General features: G+C 33.1%; 13 protein-coding genes. 9 read left to right on the forward strand and 4 right to left on the reverse strand.

Annotated elements, in window-relative coordinates; translation table 11 throughout:
* Positions 1 to 211 precede the first annotated feature (211 nt).
* From HWV59_RS26520 to HWV59_RS26540, 5 genes are all read left to right on the forward strand, one after another.
* Positions 212 to 1,513, forward strand: coding sequence for a replication-relaxation family protein (locus HWV59_RS26520; protein WP_102232716.1), 1,302 nt, complete (start codon positions 212 to 214; stop codon positions 1,511 to 1,513).
* Positions 1,497 to 4,310: a type IV secretory system conjugative DNA transfer family protein gene (locus HWV59_RS26525; RefSeq protein WP_175640780.1), complete on the forward strand. Its 2,814-nt coding sequence runs from the start codon at positions 1,497 to 1,499 to the stop codon at positions 4,308 to 4,310. Before HWV59_RS26520 ends, HWV59_RS26525 begins: the two co-directional genes overlap by 17 nt.
* A gap of 255 nt (positions 4,311 to 4,565) precedes the next feature.
* Complete coding sequence (locus HWV59_RS26530) at positions 4,566 to 5,975, forward strand: type IV secretion system DNA-binding domain-containing protein (RefSeq protein WP_102232718.1); 1,410 nt, start codon at positions 4,566 to 4,568, stop codon at positions 5,973 to 5,975.
* 62 nt (positions 5,976 to 6,037) lie between these two features.
* The gene (locus HWV59_RS26535; RefSeq protein WP_235991917.1) at positions 6,038 to 6,937 is read left to right on the forward strand and encodes a S1 RNA-binding domain-containing protein; all 900 of its coding nucleotides are present in this window, start codon (positions 6,038 to 6,040) and stop codon (positions 6,935 to 6,937) included.
* On the forward strand, positions 6,937 to 7,881 hold the full coding sequence (locus HWV59_RS26540) for a replication-relaxation family protein (RefSeq protein ID WP_102232719.1): 945 nt from the start codon (positions 6,937 to 6,939) through the stop codon (positions 7,879 to 7,881). Before HWV59_RS26535 ends, HWV59_RS26540 begins: the two co-directional genes overlap by 1 nt.
* A gap of 82 nt (positions 7,882 to 7,963) precedes the next feature.
* On the opposite strand, the gene HWV59_RS26545 is transcribed toward HWV59_RS26540, so the two are convergent.
* From HWV59_RS26545 to HWV59_RS26560, 4 genes are all read right to left on the reverse strand, one after another.
* On the reverse strand, positions 7,964 to 8,347 hold the full coding sequence (locus HWV59_RS26545) for a hypothetical protein (RefSeq protein ID WP_102232720.1): 384 nt from the start codon (positions 8,345 to 8,347) through the stop codon (positions 7,964 to 7,966).
* A 185-nt stretch (positions 8,348 to 8,532) separates the two neighbouring features.
* Positions 8,533 to 9,702, reverse strand: a complete 1,170-nt coding sequence (locus HWV59_RS26550) for a replication initiation protein (protein ID WP_102232721.1) — start codon at positions 9,700 to 9,702, stop codon at positions 8,533 to 8,535.
* Between the two features lie 841 nt (positions 9,703 to 10,543).
* Positions 10,544 to 10,771, reverse strand: a complete 228-nt coding sequence (locus tag HWV59_RS26555) for a hypothetical protein (protein ID WP_102232722.1) — start codon at positions 10,769 to 10,771, stop codon at positions 10,544 to 10,546.
* Positions 10,772 to 11,083: 312 nt separating this feature from the next.
* Positions 11,084 to 11,761, reverse strand: a complete 678-nt coding sequence (locus HWV59_RS26560; RefSeq protein ID WP_142385665.1) for a helix-turn-helix domain-containing protein — start codon at positions 11,759 to 11,761, stop codon at positions 11,084 to 11,086.
* Between the two features lie 322 nt (positions 11,762 to 12,083).
* Here HWV59_RS26560 and HWV59_RS26565 point away from each other — a divergent pair, with 322 nt between their 5' ends.
* From HWV59_RS26565 to HWV59_RS26580, 4 genes are all read left to right on the forward strand, one after another.
* Positions 12,084 to 12,887 (forward strand): hypothetical protein, encoded by an 804-nt coding sequence (locus tag HWV59_RS26565; RefSeq protein WP_102232724.1) that lies wholly within the window; start codon positions 12,084 to 12,086, stop codon positions 12,885 to 12,887.
* Between the two features lie 105 nt (positions 12,888 to 12,992).
* On the forward strand, positions 12,993 to 13,517 hold the full coding sequence (locus tag HWV59_RS26570; RefSeq protein ID WP_102232725.1) for a hypothetical protein: 525 nt from the start codon (positions 12,993 to 12,995) through the stop codon (positions 13,515 to 13,517).
* Between the two features lie 463 nt (positions 13,518 to 13,980).
* Positions 13,981 to 15,540 carry a hypothetical protein gene (locus HWV59_RS26575; protein WP_102232726.1) on the forward strand — a complete coding sequence of 520 codons (1,560 nt, stop codon included), beginning with the start codon at positions 13,981 to 13,983 and terminating at the stop codon, positions 15,538 to 15,540.
* A gap of 3 nt (positions 15,541 to 15,543) precedes the next feature.
* Entirely contained in the window at positions 15,544 to 16,269 is a 726-nt protein-coding gene (locus HWV59_RS26580; RefSeq protein ID WP_102232727.1) for a hypothetical protein, read from the forward strand.
* The last annotated feature ends 7 nt before the right edge of the window (positions 16,270 to 16,276 follow it).

A 16,276-nucleotide genomic window follows, 5' to 3' on the forward strand; every position in this document is an offset into this window, starting at 1 on the left:
TCAACTTTATAACTTGTATTTTTATTCAGCTTAATGTAAAAAAATCTTTTCCTTAATTCCTTCATTTTTCTTATTTACATGCTATAATATTGAATACAAATCAATATTAATAAATGGGCGTACCCCACATTTTGAAAAAGGATTTTTATATCCTTTCTCTTGATGTGGGGTTTTTTGTTGATTTTGTAACTTTACAGATAGGAGGTTGTTTATGAAAGGTATTGCAACAGGTGTAAACAGGCAGGGGATTATCTTCAAGGAATATGAACTGGATTTATTGTATCAAGTTTATAAACATCGGCTGTTAACTACTGTTCAAATGTACAGGCTGATTGGTGGAGATAAAGTAATTCACTACAACAGTTTTAGCAGAAGACTTAGGAAATTTGCAAAGTATGACTTATTAGTCTCTCATGAATATAGTCTAGGTCAGAATGGGTTTTATTATTACTACTTTCGAATTGGCAGCAAAGCAATAGAAATACTCAAAGATACTGGATTTATCAAATCTGGCGAAAAGGTGTATGAGCCTTATAAAATTTCTGGTGTTAAAAATATAGATCATTATTTAGCTACCCAAGAAGTAGTAATCAATACATTGGTTTCTCTAAAGGAGAGAGGAAAGGAGAGGGTAGATTCGCTAGCTCCATATGAGTATTTATATGTAGATGCAGATGATGATAATGAGGATACTAAAGTAGTAGTGCCTGATTGGATTCTAAAAAAGGACGATATGTTACTAAACATTGAATTGGATACCGGTTCTGAAAATCTAGATGTTATACAAGACAAGGTAAAAAGGTATATTCATCTAGCTGAATTACGTCCGACAGAAAGAATAATTGTATTGTTCGTTGTGTTAGACGATTCCTTTCCTTCCCGCTTTTCTTATACAGATCGATTAAGGAGGGTAGGTAATATGAAGCAAAACTTAGTTAATACAAAAGGTATTCAATCTGTTAATTTAGATGTCTTTGTTGTTCCGTTATCTAGAGCTTATGAAACTGCTCAAAAGTTAGTAATAAACGAAGCGCCATTGTTATTAGATAGACGCTCCTTGGAAGTCGAAGCATGTGTATCACTTTTAAGTGAGTACAACGAAAAATTTGAATATAATTTATCTGAAGTCAATCAAGCTGATTTTTATAATCAATCTATACCTTTTCAATATTATGCAGATGGGATATATAAATTAAGTAATCAAAAGGGGACATTTACTGATTACGTTATGTTCGTTGTGTTAGAAGAGGGGAATGTTCAATCATTAGACAGATTAGACTTTCTACATAAGTCAGCCTTTCACTTTAATTCTTTTAACGAGAAAGTGAATCGTATTATTGTCTTGTATGACAGTCTGACATCTTTTGAGTCTGACATTTTAGGTGCAGAGTTTGCAGAAACTTTGTTTATCGATAGTCAGACTTTAGGATCTTCTTTAGAAGATGAGCCACAATTTCATAAAACAATATCACCTTATCGAATGGAGGGAACTACTTATGATAAAGGACGTTAATTGGAAGGCAAAACTCCCTGTTATTGTAGCAACTTTCCTTTTCATCCATTCGTTGTATCAAATGATACGGGCGTTGTTTAATGAAATTTTACTATTTAAAGCTCAAAGTTCCGGGGAGATAGTTAGCTATATAATTTTTGGTGACCCGCTCCATCCTTCATTGATTGGGTTTGCTTTTCTAGTCATCACTTTTATTGCTACCTGGTTACTTTCTACAAGAATTAAATTGTATAAAACAATGAAGTGGAGAGTAATTCAGTTCTTGATTATGCTCTGTGGTATCATTTTTCACTATGCATGGATAATAACAGCAGTTACTTACAATAAGTTAGTCCCATATTTCTCAATCAGGGCAGATATGATTAACTTGGAGAACAAGGCCTTCCAAGATGTATTAATTCATAATACAGATCAGTTTTTCTTATTGTTGATGGCGTTACCGCTATTAGCAATGTTTATGTTGTTTCTTTATTTAGGAGGTCTTTTTACTAAAAACCAAGAGGACTTGGTTGAAGCCTTTAGGAACTTTGAAGTTAAAGGAAAATGGATACAGAGATTCTCGAAATTTGAAAAGACTGATATATGGCCAGACGTTGAGTTAGGTCCAAGTTCAGAATCAGGGGAAATGGTGACTATTCCAGGACGAGACAGAACCTTGAATTCTATTATTATCGGAAGTATTGGTACTGGTAAAACTGCTGCGCTTGGATTACCTATGATCAATCAAGACTTACATTGGATGACTAAATTTATAAATGATTATCCTTCTATCTCACAAAAGGAAAATTATAATACGGAAGATGTAAAAGGGATGTACTTGAATGGAATAAGTATTATTGAACCCTCTAATGATTTATGTCAAAAGGCTTTGAAACTAGTAAAAGCACATGGGATTCCGGAAAGAAGTATCACTTATATAAACCCGCTCGATCCTAACACACCTTCCATTAATCCAATGAAGGGACCTGTAGACAAAGTTGCAGAAACCTTCACCTTAGTCATTGAAGGTTTAAATGAGAGCGGAGAAACAAATGAATTCTTCCAGCAATCGCAAAGAACGCATTTAAAGCATTATATCTATCTGTTGAAATTGCATGATCCAGAAAAAGAAGTAACTTTTGATATGTTGTTAGATATGTACAACAATTCACAGCTGGTTCGTAAAATGCATGAGAAGTTAAAAAAAACTTTCCCTGCAGATTATGACCTTATAGCGGATAGGGATGAAAGAAATCATTGGCAAATTGTAAAACAAATTGATGAGTGGTTTGATCTAAACCTTGTTCCTAAAACGATGCGTACACCACAGGGAGAGATACCTATAAAGGTTGTTACAGGCCCGTATCGAGGAGAGACTGAATACTATGATGCTAAAGCTGAGTTTGTCCAAGGTCTTCGTAACGTTTTAAATGACATTGGTGCCAATAAGTTAATACGTCGTGTTTTGTTCGGTAAGAGTGATTTTGATTTTGATCAGCATTTAGAATCCGGTGGAATCCTTCTTTGTAATTCAAGTAAGGGGGAGTTATCTGGTTTAGCGAATGTACTAGGGAAAATTGTTTTGCTAAGTTTACAAAACGCAGTATTCCGGAGACCACCTAACGTTTCAACTTTTCATCATATTATGGTCGATGAAGCTCCAGACTACTTATATCAACCATTTCGTGAGTTTCCGGCACAATCTCGTAAATATAAGGTTATCGTTACAATTATCTTACAAACGATTACTCAACTTGCTGATCGTTATGGTGAATATTACATGGATACATTGATTGGTACGCTAAGAAATCGTATGGTATATGGTGATTTACCTGCATTTGATAGTGAGTATTTTAGTAAAGTATTTGGTGAGAAGTTTGTATATGAAGAAAGCACCACAGAACAATCTGTTTCACCGCTTCAAGATAATCCTATGACGCGGAGTGGGTCATCGTATAGCAAGAAAAAAGATGTAATGATGACTACAAGTGATGTTATTTATCAAGATGCATTCCAATGTAGTGTTAAGATTGTAGTAAATAACAAGCCGATGCCAGTTCAACAAATAAAAGCTAATTTCGTACCTGATGAAGAATTTAAGAATGCAAATGTGAAAGTTGATGCTGAAGCAGCTGAGATATGGCTAGAAGATCGTCGATTGTTCTTAGAAGGAAAACCAATAGAGGAAATGGTTAGTGAAGGAATAGAAATAGATGAGGATGAAATTCTTATTTCTGAAAATGATGATAAGCTTTCATCCGCTAGTAAGGCAAGGGAGGAAACAATTGATGAGAAGCAAGTTGAAGAAGTAGTTTCACAACGTCATGTAGATTTGCCTAAAGATGATATCATTTTTTCACCACCTAAACCTTCCAGATTAAGAACCGCTAAGTCTAATGCAAACGTTGCAGAAGAAGTTGCTGTTTCAGTAGAAGAAGCGGTAGCCGTAGAGGCAGAAATAGAGGTGGTAAAAGAAACACCTATGATATCTGAATCTAAAAAAAATCCAGAAGAAAATCAAACTGAATTGAAAGAGTCATTTGAGGAAGATTTATTACTTGATAAACAAAGTATAGTTAAGGATGAGTCACAACCAGAACCGATTAAAGAAAACAACAAGCAAGAGGATTTAGATGATTGGCAAGCGCAACTAAAAACACCTATGAGTCAGATATCTTATAGGGAGCAACCTAGCGTAGATGAATTTGAAAAAAATACTAAGAAAGTAGCAGCTGAAAAAAGTCAAATGGACAAAAAAGGTGATGATTTAATAGGTGAGTTATATACATTTTTAAATGATGAGGAGGATAAAGTTTAAATTTACTTGATTGGAAGAAGTGAATAAGTTACAATTTGATTATATTTACCTAGTTCATCTTACAATCAACGACAAATGAATAGATATATATAATGGGAGAACCCCACAACTAGTTTTAAAGATTTATTTCGCGTGTAAATCTTTAGGCTATGTTGTGGGGTTTTTTGGTTGTTGTAAATGATGAACTGGTAGATATAACAAACAAACTGAGTGTGAGAGTAAATATTAGATACTAAAGCAATAGGAGGTTTTATGATGTTGTTATGGCCTGATGTGGAATTAGGATTAAGTACTAAAACAGGTGATTCTATAAAGATACCAGGCAGAGACCGTGCTTTAAATTCGATTATTTTAGGTAGTATTGGAACCGGAAAAGCTGCCGCTTTAACTTTACCTATAATTAATCAGGATTTTCAATGGATAAAAAGGTATGTCAATGATCTCTCTACAATTGATGAGAATGATAATAACAATACTAATGAACAGGATTTAAAAAACTGTCTTAATGGTGTTAGTATCATTGAGTCTTCAAATGAGATATGTGGAACTGCTCTTAAGTTGGTACATGCTCATGGTATACCGGAAGAAAAAATTACGTATATTAATCCGCTAGACCCAAAAACGGCTTCTATTAATCCTATGAAGGGACCAGCTGAACATGTATACGAGAGTATCTCAAAACTAATTGAGGGATGTATAGAAAAAGGTGAAGATTTTGCATTAGAAATTCAAAAAATGCATTTGAAGTATTACATATATTTGCTGAAACTTCATAATCCTGAGAAAGAAGTAACGTTTGATATGTTACTAGATATGTATAATCACCCTAAATCAGTGCGGAAAATGCATGAGGATTTAAAAGAAATTGCTGTACCTGCTGATTATGAATTTTTAGATAACGAAGAGCAGCGACAACATTGGCTTATTATTAAACAATTAGACCAATGGTTTGATGAAAATCTTGTATTAAAAACCGGAATTTCTCAAGAAGGTTCAACTACTGATGAAATTGAGTATTATGACCTAAAAGCAGAATATGTTATAGGGATCCGTAATTCTCTAAATACTATCGGATCAAATAAACATATGCGTCGAGTTTTATTCGGTAACAGTTCCTTTGATTTTGATGAACACCTTGAAGCGGGAGGAATATTACTCCTTAATACGAATAAAGAAGAACTCATGGGTTTCTCTAATGCACTAGGTAATGTAATTTTAATGAATTTACAACATGCAATTTTCAGAAGAGATCCAAGGAGTGCTACTTCTTTTCATCACATTATTGTGAATGAAATGCCTGAGATATTAGGAGATACTTTTTCTGAATTGACATTCCAGTCTCGTAAAGTTAAAGCTATCGTAACCGTTACATTAAGAAGCATTACGCAACTAATTAATATTTATGGTGAACATTACACTGCTATGCTAATTGGATCGTTAAGGAATCGAATAGTTTACGGAGAGGTTAATGAACGTGATTCTAAGTATTTTAATAGCTACGTTATAGGTGGTGAAAATTGGATTTCGCATCATACCTTTACAAAGGCTAGTTCTCCAACTTGCAGTGTTAGTCTAATGAGCAATGGACAATCCATGCCCATAGAACAAATCAAGGTAAAATTTATTAAAGAACAAGCGTTGCATAAAGATAAAGTATTAATTTAAAAAATGATAAGAGTCAATAACAAAAAAGAGTGAAACTTAAATAAAAAACTGGAGGTATTATTTTGGAGACAATAACAAATCAAGCGTGGTCTCATGAGGAATTAGAGACGTTAGCAAGAATAAGCCGTAATCAAGAAGTAGTACAAGGAATGGTGCAATCAGTAGGATTTATAACCATGCCAGTTCCTCAAGAAAATGGACGTATGGTATCACAAGAAACAGAAGTAGCTATCTTTCGTTTAGAAGGAGGAGTAAAAGCTTTTTGTCCATCTAGTGAGTTCAGTGAGCATTCTTTCAAAACGCTTAATGGTTTTGTTGGGACATATCAGAATATCGTTATCACTCGATTAGATTTAGAACATCAATTGGCCATTGTTTCTGTTAAAAAGGCTGATAAAATTAGTCGTGAAAACTTCTGGAATACAATTAAATACCTTGATAAAAAAGGTGAACTAAAAAATGAAGTTTTCGATGGTGTAGTGTGGGGGATTAACGAGAAGAATGAACGCATACATGTTCGTGTAAATGGTACTGATTGCTTCATGCTTAAGTATGATTGGGATTGGAACAATAATATTGATATTAGTAGTGTAGTAGAGAGAGGAACTAAAATTCCGGTTAAAGTACTCCGCTACGATGAAGAAGTAAACATCATTCAAGTTTCTCGTAAGGATACAATGGAAGATCCGTTTAAGAAGTTAGAGCAAATGAAAGAAATGGAAGTAGTTGTAGGACGTGTACATAATGTTCATCCTATACATGGTATCTTTGTTAACCTTGAAGAAGGTGTTAGACTCAAAGCAATTAAACCTCGCCATTTACCTGAGCCTCTTGTGGGTGAAATCGTATCATGCCGTATACGTGAAATCGATGCTAAGAATAGAAAAGGGAAGGTAGTCATTGTAGACTATCCACAAGGTAAGAAAAAGAGAAATGATATAGGAAGCTTCTTATTCGGGTAATGGATACACAATTAACAGAATTACAATATTTTTTGTCCAAAGAAGGGGACATTCCATTTTGGGATCACCCTTCTATGTACGGTTATAAAAAATTACCTAAGAACTACTTTCCTTTTTATAGTGTAGAACAAGTTTTAAGAGCATATAAGCAAGGGCAAATAGATGATACCGATATTATGATTCTTAAAGTAGTAGGAGATGCAGTAGCTGCCAATGAGGATCAGTTAAGAAGATACTTAAGCTCCCAAATGTCTAGATCGGAAGTTTCTGAACGCTTGGAACGTTTAAGAAAGAATGCCATGGTTGATCGATGGTTTTGTCGTTTGGATAATGATGAAGATGAAGAGTTTAAGCCACCCGCTCCCTTTACTCTTGGTGTTGGCGGTTTTAAATTATTGAGGCATTTTTATAATGATCAGCCTTTTATGAATCCAAATACGTGGGATAGTCAAAATGCAAAAACATTACAAAGATATGTTGCTATGAATGAATTACGCTGCCGATTAGTTGAAAGTAGAGCAATTAAAGGTTGGACATGGAATGGGATCGTAGCACACAATCGTAGGTATAAGAAGCCGTTTGGAGTTGCGGAATTAGAAACCGGACAGGGAAGAGTTAATTTTATTATCGAAAGAGCTCAAATGTCACAGAATTTTGTTGGCTTTTTAAGAGATAAATTACATCAATGGAGGAATCTCTTTGAAAAGCAACAATCCTTTCCTATTACGGCTTTTCCAACAAATGTACCAATTTTCATTCTGTATTGCTCAACGGTATCAATGGCGGAGTTTATTCATAAAGAATTAATGCTCGATACATTTCCTTTTACTGTATGGCTTTGTGTAGATGAATTAATTGATACAGATGGTTTGTCAAAATCTCTTTTTGCTCCAGACAAGGAAAAGTTAAGAAGAATGAATGTTTCTTTTTTACAGGAAGATTGAGTCGTTAGACTATAGATCTATAGTATGCAACAGCAAGATAATAAAAAGCCCCTTATGCTTATAAGGAGCTTTTTATTATTACTCAAAATGTTTTTCTTCGATACATCTTTTTTAATTTTTTGTCAATATCAACTGAAGCTATCATAGGTTTACTCTTTTTCTGAAGGCTTTCTTCTTCTAGCTTATATTTAGCATATCCCTTATGTTCAAACCATTTCAATTTACCGCCTTTATCTAATCTCTCTTGTATGTCGATATACTCACTTACATTCATTTGTTGTTTAATGTATTTCCGAAAGGTTTCTTTTAAAATTATAACTATTTTTTTAACTAATTTAAATATTAGTTTAAATAGTTTTGGGAGTAAAATCAGGATTATACCACCTATTACTGTTAGACTGATTACATCTATTGCACTTTCTTGCTTATTAAACAAATAGTTTTTTAGTTCTGAAAAAAACCCCAACACATTTCCCTCCAGTTTTCGCTAACACTTCAACCACATAATATGACACTAAAACATTAATTATGATAAATAGTGAGTACAAGTGAGTTTTCTTATAAATTAAGTTATGAATAAAAAATGGAAGAGATCACTCTCAACCATTTTAATAATTTACTTTATAGAAAGGACATCTTGAGATTTTAAAATCATGTTCTTGTTATCCTTTTCTTTTCTTTAATCAATTTTTTGGTGCTTTTACAGATGTGTTCTCTATGTTCGTTCCAAATCTGCCTTGCTTCAGTATCAGTAACATCTAATCTTTCCATAAATTCCTCTAATGCTCTTTCCTGTATAATGAAATCCGGTATAAGTTCAGAGCTGTTTTTAAATGAAAGGATAATGCTGTCTATCACTTGTTGCAGCTTAGGTGAGTTAGCGTCTGTTTTTTCTAATGCGGGCTTATTGTTTAATGAAATTAGTATAGCTTCTATGTACTTTTCTGGATTGTTGATTTTAGTTTTAGTCTTACGGTTTTTGACTTCATCATAAGCAAGAAGAATTAACTCCTTTCCGTAATCAGTAAGCCACTTTTCAATAGCTTGATTCTTTAAAGAAAGAGCTTCTTCTTTAAATAAAGATTGAATACTTGTGACATCATTATCAACAGGTTCTTCATCAAAGAAAGATATTTGTTTCGTTTTATATTTACTATCAATAATAAACTTCACCGACACTACTTTTCTAGACCTTCTAATTTCCTCTATTTCAAAGCTTAACAGGGTTTTTTCCTTCAATTCTTCTTGTGCCTTCTTAAGTACTTTCTGCTTGAAATTGTTAAAGGAAGGGTACTTTCCTTGTACACCAAGCATTTGTTTTAGTTCTTCTAACTCTATTGTCCTGGTTCCAATTTTTTCGTATTGCTTTAATAATTCAAAGAGTCTTATAGAGAAACCGCTACGAAGGGGAGAAATGTATGCAAAAGAATATTTAGTAAAGTTATCTTCTAAGCTAAGTAAGAAATTTTTAATTAATGGATTAAACGATACATCAACTATTCCTTTTTCATAAACAACAGCTGAAAACCAAGGGAACCAACCGATTTTATCACTATCTTTAGATTTAATCTTGATCCGCTTTTTCGTTATTTCATCTGCTATTTTTTCAATCCTTGCATGTAGACCATTACCCTTTAATCCTATAGCATCTGCAAATTCTTGAACGCTGAATGAATAATCGGGAAAGTCGTTATCTTGTATTTTTATTTTACTAGCTACATATCTTATTAGTTTATGTTCGTTAACTGTAAGGTCAGTATCATAATATGCTTCAACCAGATCATTTGATTGTACGATGAGATCATTCTTCTTTTTAGACATAATCTTTCACCTTTCGATTGTTTCTAATGTGAATTATCTCATGTTTTAAAGCTGAGAGAAAGAGAGTTTCCGCTTCTTTTGTAGATCTTACATAATCCTCATTTGGTTGCATTTAATAAACGAGTATATTTAAAGATAATTTATATTCATAACAAGTCATAATGTTTAATGTTTTAACATATAATATATTTTAATTGTTTTAAAGTTATTAAGTTTTATAGTCTCATAAAGTAAGATATATCAAGGGTTAGAGCTACTTATGTGCAACTAAACAGGGATAAACCGCAACTAAATGAGGATGTTGCGTAGCCGAATAAGGATTAAACGCAACCAAATGTGGCTGCTTAATGTAACTAGATGGGGATTAACTGCAACTAAATAGGGATATGGTGCAACCAAATGAGGATCGTGTATTTTTTGTCAAAGTGTAACCATATAGGGATCATATATTGTTGAATACTGTATTTAGGAAAGAGGAGATGCTCAAATCTATACAGATAGGATCTAAAGGAATTAGCTTAATCGTATAGTGCATTCGTTAAAGAATGCTTTTTGATTACTGTATATGCAACCAAAGAGGGATAGAATTATAACTATTTTTCAAACTGCAACTAAATGAGGATCATTTAAACGGATTTAAATAAGTGTAACCAATTGAGGATGAGGAATCTTCATAGTATGTGCAACCTAATGAGGATGAAGGACAGCTTATATAAAATAAAGTGCAACTAAATAAGGATAATTTTTTAAAGGGAAGATGGTGCTTTCAATATATTTTGTAGGGGATATTAGAATACAAAACGCCCGTTAAGAAGGTCATGGCGGGCGTTTTGTTTACAACTTATGCGAATGGTAAGGATCTATATGTTTTAGGTGATTCAGTACCTTTACCTATATGAATGACTTTCAGATGAGGATTCGATTTCATAAACTTTTTTTGCACCTGTTTTTCGTTAAATCCTTTTCCTCTAGCATTTAGAAAGAAACCTGTTTTTTTATCCCAAACTACCATCCAGTAATTTCTTCTCACCATACTCATACTTTTGAATAACTTCTTTAAATTCTTCAAAAATAACGCTCCCTTTTTTGTATTCCAGTTCATTATAGAAGGAGGTGGTGATACAGGCTATTCCGAGTGATTTTCTTTTTTGATGAATTTTCACAGTCCTAATACAGAATTATTATCATGATAGTAAACGAATTTGGTTTAATTTTTCAGTTGTATGAATAACAAAGTCTTTTCTTTCTTCTATTTCGAATAGCTGAATAGCCTTTTGGAAATGTTTTATCGATAAAGTGTTGTTGTTTTGAAAGTAATTATTTCCTATCTGATACTCCAATTCCCCGTATAAATAAAATGTTTCGTTTTCTCTACATAACCTTACACCTTTTTTGCTATTTCAATAGATTTATCATATTCCTTTAGACTCTTATAAGACTTAGAAAGGCCGTATAGGACCCTAATATGGATACGAAAGTCCTTTAAGTTAGGCATATTGCTTTTGTTAACAAGAGCAAGATTATAGTATTCAATGGATTGTTTATACAAATTGCATTCGTTATAGAGTATCCCTATGCTGTTTAGAATTTCAATCTCTCTTTCTGTCATTTGTTTATCTATAGAGCCAGTTATATTTATAGCAGCCATTAATACTTCAACAGATTTATGAAAGTCTCCATTTATATAAAACAAGGTAATTCCCTTGTGCCACAACAAAAATTGTTTAATTCGTATATCGTAAGTATATAAAGGAGAACTCATTTCTTTTTGGACAATTTCATAAACTTCTATATATTCTCTGTTTCTAATGTGTTTTCGAATAATCTTAATAAGATCTGACGTGTAATAATCTTTATCATTTTGCTCAAAGAAATAATTCATGTCTACATTTAATTTGTTTGCTAACTTAAAGAGAATTAGGCTGGAAGGAATTTCGGTATTATTTTCAATTTTACTTATTAAAGCTTGTGTACAAATATCTTTTGCCAGTTGTTTTTGAGTAAATCCAATTTGCTTTCTTAATTCTCTTATTAAGTCGCCAATAGGTATGTTCTCCAAATAATCACCTCCATAAATATTCCAATATTTATATTTTATTACAATTAATTAGTTAATTAAATGATAGGTGCTTTTCCTTCTATCTATTTAGATGAGACTGTAATTACATGAATTTCCAATAGTTGTTATGATTTCACTAGATAAAGAAAGGAGGATACGGTAAATGAAAAAGTTATATAGTTTACTATTCGTTCTTGGAATCTTATTTACAACTTACAACTGCACTGATACTTTTAATCCAATGGAATCTAGTAAAACTATATCCTCTTCGGAATTTGAAACACTAGATTTGCCAAACCAACATTAAAGGAGATGGGAATTTATGAAAAAGCTTGTAGTATTATTAGGGCTCATTATGGCTCTTTCGATAGGTGGGGCTTCTGTATCAGCAGCTGAAAAAACAATTTCGGAAGATAAGGTTGATAAGTTTCTTAAGAAAGCTGGTGCACCTGATGAACTTTTAGAGAGATGGGAATATGATCAAAAGCTAGATCTTTATAATAAGGGGAAAGATAATCTTATAGAATTTGATACTACCAAAGAAGAAGAGTTTGTTAGAGTTGCGAATACAGGTGAACTTGTTGAATCGGATTCTGTAGAACAGCCTAGTGGTGAATTTACAACAATGGGTACTATTTCAAAAGATAAGTTAAAAGTCTCACATGATATCTGGAGTATGTATTCCGGTGGTGTTAAGTACAAATCAGTTTATGCTAACTATGAATGGGTAAATCCTAATAGCGGTACAAAAGGTGATAAATTAGCCATTGCAGTTCCTTCTGGATGGGCAATTAAGGCAGGAAGTTATGAATGTAAGGAATTCCAAAGTGGTTGGCCAGCAAATGGGTATAGCTATAAAGCAAATTGCGGCGGTGGTACTTATGACTTGGATTTCTACGGAGCGGTTTGGAGTCTTACACGTACAGATAACGTTTGGCATAAAGGTTGGTCAAGCCTTGATATGAAGAGAACAAAAACTAGTGCTCAATTAAGGGTCTTAAGTAAGTATATTGAAGATAGTGGTGGATCAACATCATGGTCAATTGGTTGGGGGCCAATGTCTGTAAGTATTTCAGGTAATAAATCAAGTAATCAAATTGCTTGGGACACAGGATTCTCATATTAAATTTTTTTTTGACTCTAAGTCTAAATACTCTTTAGGTTTAGGGTCTTCTTTGTATAATGAAAGCATAGCTTATCTAAGGTAGGTGGAAGTTTGAGGAAATTTATAATGATAACTATTTTTGCTTTAGTCACAATTACTACCGTGGTCGTGGTCTTCACTTTTACCAACAATACTTTAGTAAATTCAATTAATACCGTTCATTCTACAGATATTCAATTATTAACATCTGATCCAGAGAATACTGTTGTCCTTTTTAAAGAAAAAAATTCTAACCATGTTATCTTGAATGAGTACAAAAGCCTTATGGGATATTTTTGGTATTCAAAAGAAGGTGAAGAAGCAATAGTTGCTGATGCTAAAGATGGGAGAGTACCGTTTACTATTCGTGTCAGTAAGATAGAGGGTGTCGGTAATGTGTTCTGGGGTTATATTGATAGTAATGAAGCAGATAAGATTGTGATTAATGTAAAAAAAGGAGAACAACAATTTAGTATTAAAAAAGATCTAAACGGGCAAGGTTTTCTTTTTTATCCTCCTACAATGTATAATAATAATGACTTTTATGATGAAAAGTGGCAAATAGAAGGTTATGTCTTAAATGAATCAAATGAGGTTGTGGAATATTACTAGCTTGACCTTATCTATAACTTTCAATTATTGTAACCTAAGTTTTGTATGTATGGTGAATGTAGAGGTTGGTTAGGGATACGGCTATAGTCAGATGAAACTATGTATAGGAAATAATTAGGATTGACTCCAAAAGCGTGAAGTGCTAATATTATTGATGTTAGCAATCTCGATTGTTAACACTCTTTCTAAAAGTTTTTTGGTATCCAGTGCCGGAAACGCTGGGTACTTTCGTAACAACATTTACAACCACAACCAAATATACTTTTAAACGGGAAATACCCGAAATGAACATGATACTAGAATGCTACTAGCATACCTAGATTCATCATGTCCGTTTCGGGTATTTTTTTATTCCAAATAATTCTAAAATTTCATAATTAAAAACTGAACCCAAACCCAAAAATTTAATAACTTAACTTAATATCCTTACCCTTTAATGTTTATTTATTTGGAGTGAAGAAATATGAACAAAATCTTATTAGCTATCGGAGATAGCGGTTTTAGTCAAATATTGCGTAACAGATTAAGTGAAGCTGGTTTTAACGTAATAGAAAACGAGGTCCTTCATAGGGATTACCTAGAAGAAATTGTTTCAAATGAAATACCTGATATTTTAATTATCCATGACTACTATCTAGCCAGCTCTAGAGAGAGTAGTGAAGGAAAAGAAAAGGAACTATTAGACTTCTTTCAAAAAATCAGAATGGAACATGATGATCGCATACGAATTGTATTTCTATGTGAACGCGAAAGAGAGGATGCATTCTTAGCTGAACTAGTCAGTCGAAATGTGTTAGACATCTTTCATAACAAATCAATAAATACACAAGAGTTAGTGGATCAATTAAGAGATAAGCCTCGATTTTCGAGAGTGTCTAAGTTCTTGCCTAATAGAAAAGATAATAAACAAGATCAACCAAATCCAAATGAAGTAACACCTGCAGAAGAGTTGTTTGAACTTGCAAATCAACGAAATCAAGCAGAAGATGACGATTACGAAGAGGAAGATGTGGTTGCTGCTCCTAATGAGAAGCAAAAGAAAGAAAAACCTCAGAAGGTCGTTGTGAAGCAGGTTGTTGAAAAGAAGATAGAAAAGACAATTGTTAATAAGGTCGTTAACAAGCAAGTAGTAAAACGGGATTATAACATTCAAATACTTAATCAAGTGGAAAAGGTTGTCGGTATTCCAATTCAAGCAAAGACGATATTGGTTGGAAGTCCATTTTCCCGCTCCGGTAGTACATTTTTTTCTCACTTACTTGCTAGGGAATTATCGAAGCTAGATGTTAGCGTGACATATATAGAAAGTCCATATTCTTCGTCATACTCATATGATCGCTTCAATGGACATAATCGAATTCCTGAATACCGTAGCAAATTCTATCAATTTACAAAAGAGATTGACCCGAAAGTACCTAGTGTATTTGATTGGGAGTTAGAAGGAGTGAACATGATTGTACGTCACCCTAATAATGAACCTGTATATGGTATGAAAGAAATCCCTTTTGATGTGTATGTAAAAATTCTATTAGCTTCTCAATCAACGGTGACTATTCTAGATGTAGGTACAGATTGGCACCAAGAGATATATCGAGATCTTTATGATATCGCGACTAATACGTATTTTGTAATTGAACCTGATATTTCAAATATACAGTTCTTAGAAGATCCAGATAATGAACTTACCTCTAGTTTTAGAAAAATGTTAGAGGATGACAAGACAAGATTAATCGGCAATCGATTTGATAGTAAAGTCTTGTCAAATGAAATGATACATGACTTATATGCAGATAAATTACAAACATACTTACCATGCTTCTCTCCTAGTGATATTTTTGGGTGTCATTATAATGGAACGTTTTTCAATGATTCATCTAAGAATCAAAAAGAAATAAATGAAGTACTTCTTCCGATTATGGAAGAGTTGCTACCAAATAACTTATTGAAAAAGCGTGGAAAGAATAGTGGATTGTTCAAGGGTTTGTTTAATAAGAAAGTGAAAGTCGAAAAAATAGGAGGTTAACAAATGAAGCCAAAAACAAAGGTAACGTTAGGTATCTTAACTTTTGTAACAGCTGCCGCTTTTACACCCGTTTATGATCTTTTTATTAAAGACAAAATTGATAGCGTAGAGGTTGTTGTTGTAAAGCCTGGGAAAGATATTCAAAAGAATGAACAGCTATTGGAAAGTATGTTTGTCATTGAACGTCGAGATAAGAAGGATATAGTAAAAGATGTTATCTATCCAGAAGACTTACCCACCATTATCGGATACGATTCTTCTCAACTAATGGTTGGCAATTCGATTGTCTCTAAAAAGATGATTGATTATGACAATCTCATTCCAGACTCGGCAGAAGGTGAAGCCATTCGTCCACTCATGAGTGATATGATTTTTGCTCAACCCGGATCATTACGAAGAAAAGATACAATCGATATTTACTTAGTCGACAATGCATTAATAGAACAAGATGCGGAAGACATAACCGATGGAGTACGAGCGGAAACAGTAAAGAATCTATTAAAAGAACCAGTACTGAAAGATGTAAAAGTAGTATATGTAAAGGACTCTAGTAATAGAGAAGTTACAAATGATATAGGGGAAGAAAAAACAACTACTAAAACCTCAGAGAGATTAAATGCAACGGGGACAATATCTGACCTAGAAGTAATACTTAATGAAGAAGATTTTCAAAAGTTAATGAAAGAAGTTATTGAAAACGATAAGAAACTTTACATTACGTATAACTAAGAAAAGG

This window comes from Metabacillus schmidteae (genome assembly GCF_903166545.1).
In the GTDB taxonomy this organism is placed as follows: domain Bacteria; phylum Bacillota; class Bacilli; order Bacillales; family Bacillaceae; genus Metabacillus; species Metabacillus schmidteae.

Bases quoted from the DNA above. Each gene is read 5' to 3' on its own strand.
- HWV59_RS26520 (WP_102232716.1), top strand. From the start codon at position 212: ATGAAAGGTATTGCAACAGGTGTAAACAGGCAGGGGATTATCTTCAAG.
- HWV59_RS26525 (WP_175640780.1), top strand. From the start codon at position 1,497: ATGATAAAGGACGTTAATTGGAAGGCAAAACTCCCTGTTATTGTAGCA.
- HWV59_RS26530 (WP_102232718.1), top strand. From the start codon at position 4,566: ATGTTGTTATGGCCTGATGTGGAATTAGGATTAAGTACTAAAACAGGT.
- HWV59_RS26540 (WP_102232719.1), top strand. From the start codon at position 6,937: ATGGATACACAATTAACAGAATTACAATATTTTTTGTCCAAAGAAGGG.
- HWV59_RS26550 (WP_102232721.1), bottom strand. From the start codon at position 9,702: ATGTCTAAAAAGAAGAATGATCTCATCGTACAATCAAATGATCTGGTT.
- HWV59_RS26565 (WP_102232724.1), top strand. From the start codon at position 12,084: ATGAAAAAGCTTGTAGTATTATTAGGGCTCATTATGGCTCTTTCGATA.
- HWV59_RS26570 (WP_102232725.1), top strand. From the start codon at position 12,993: ATGATAACTATTTTTGCTTTAGTCACAATTACTACCGTGGTCGTGGTC.
- HWV59_RS26575 (WP_102232726.1), top strand. From the start codon at position 13,981: ATGAACAAAATCTTATTAGCTATCGGAGATAGCGGTTTTAGTCAAATA.
- HWV59_RS26580 (WP_102232727.1), top strand. From the start codon at position 15,544: ATGAAGCCAAAAACAAAGGTAACGTTAGGTATCTTAACTTTTGTAACA.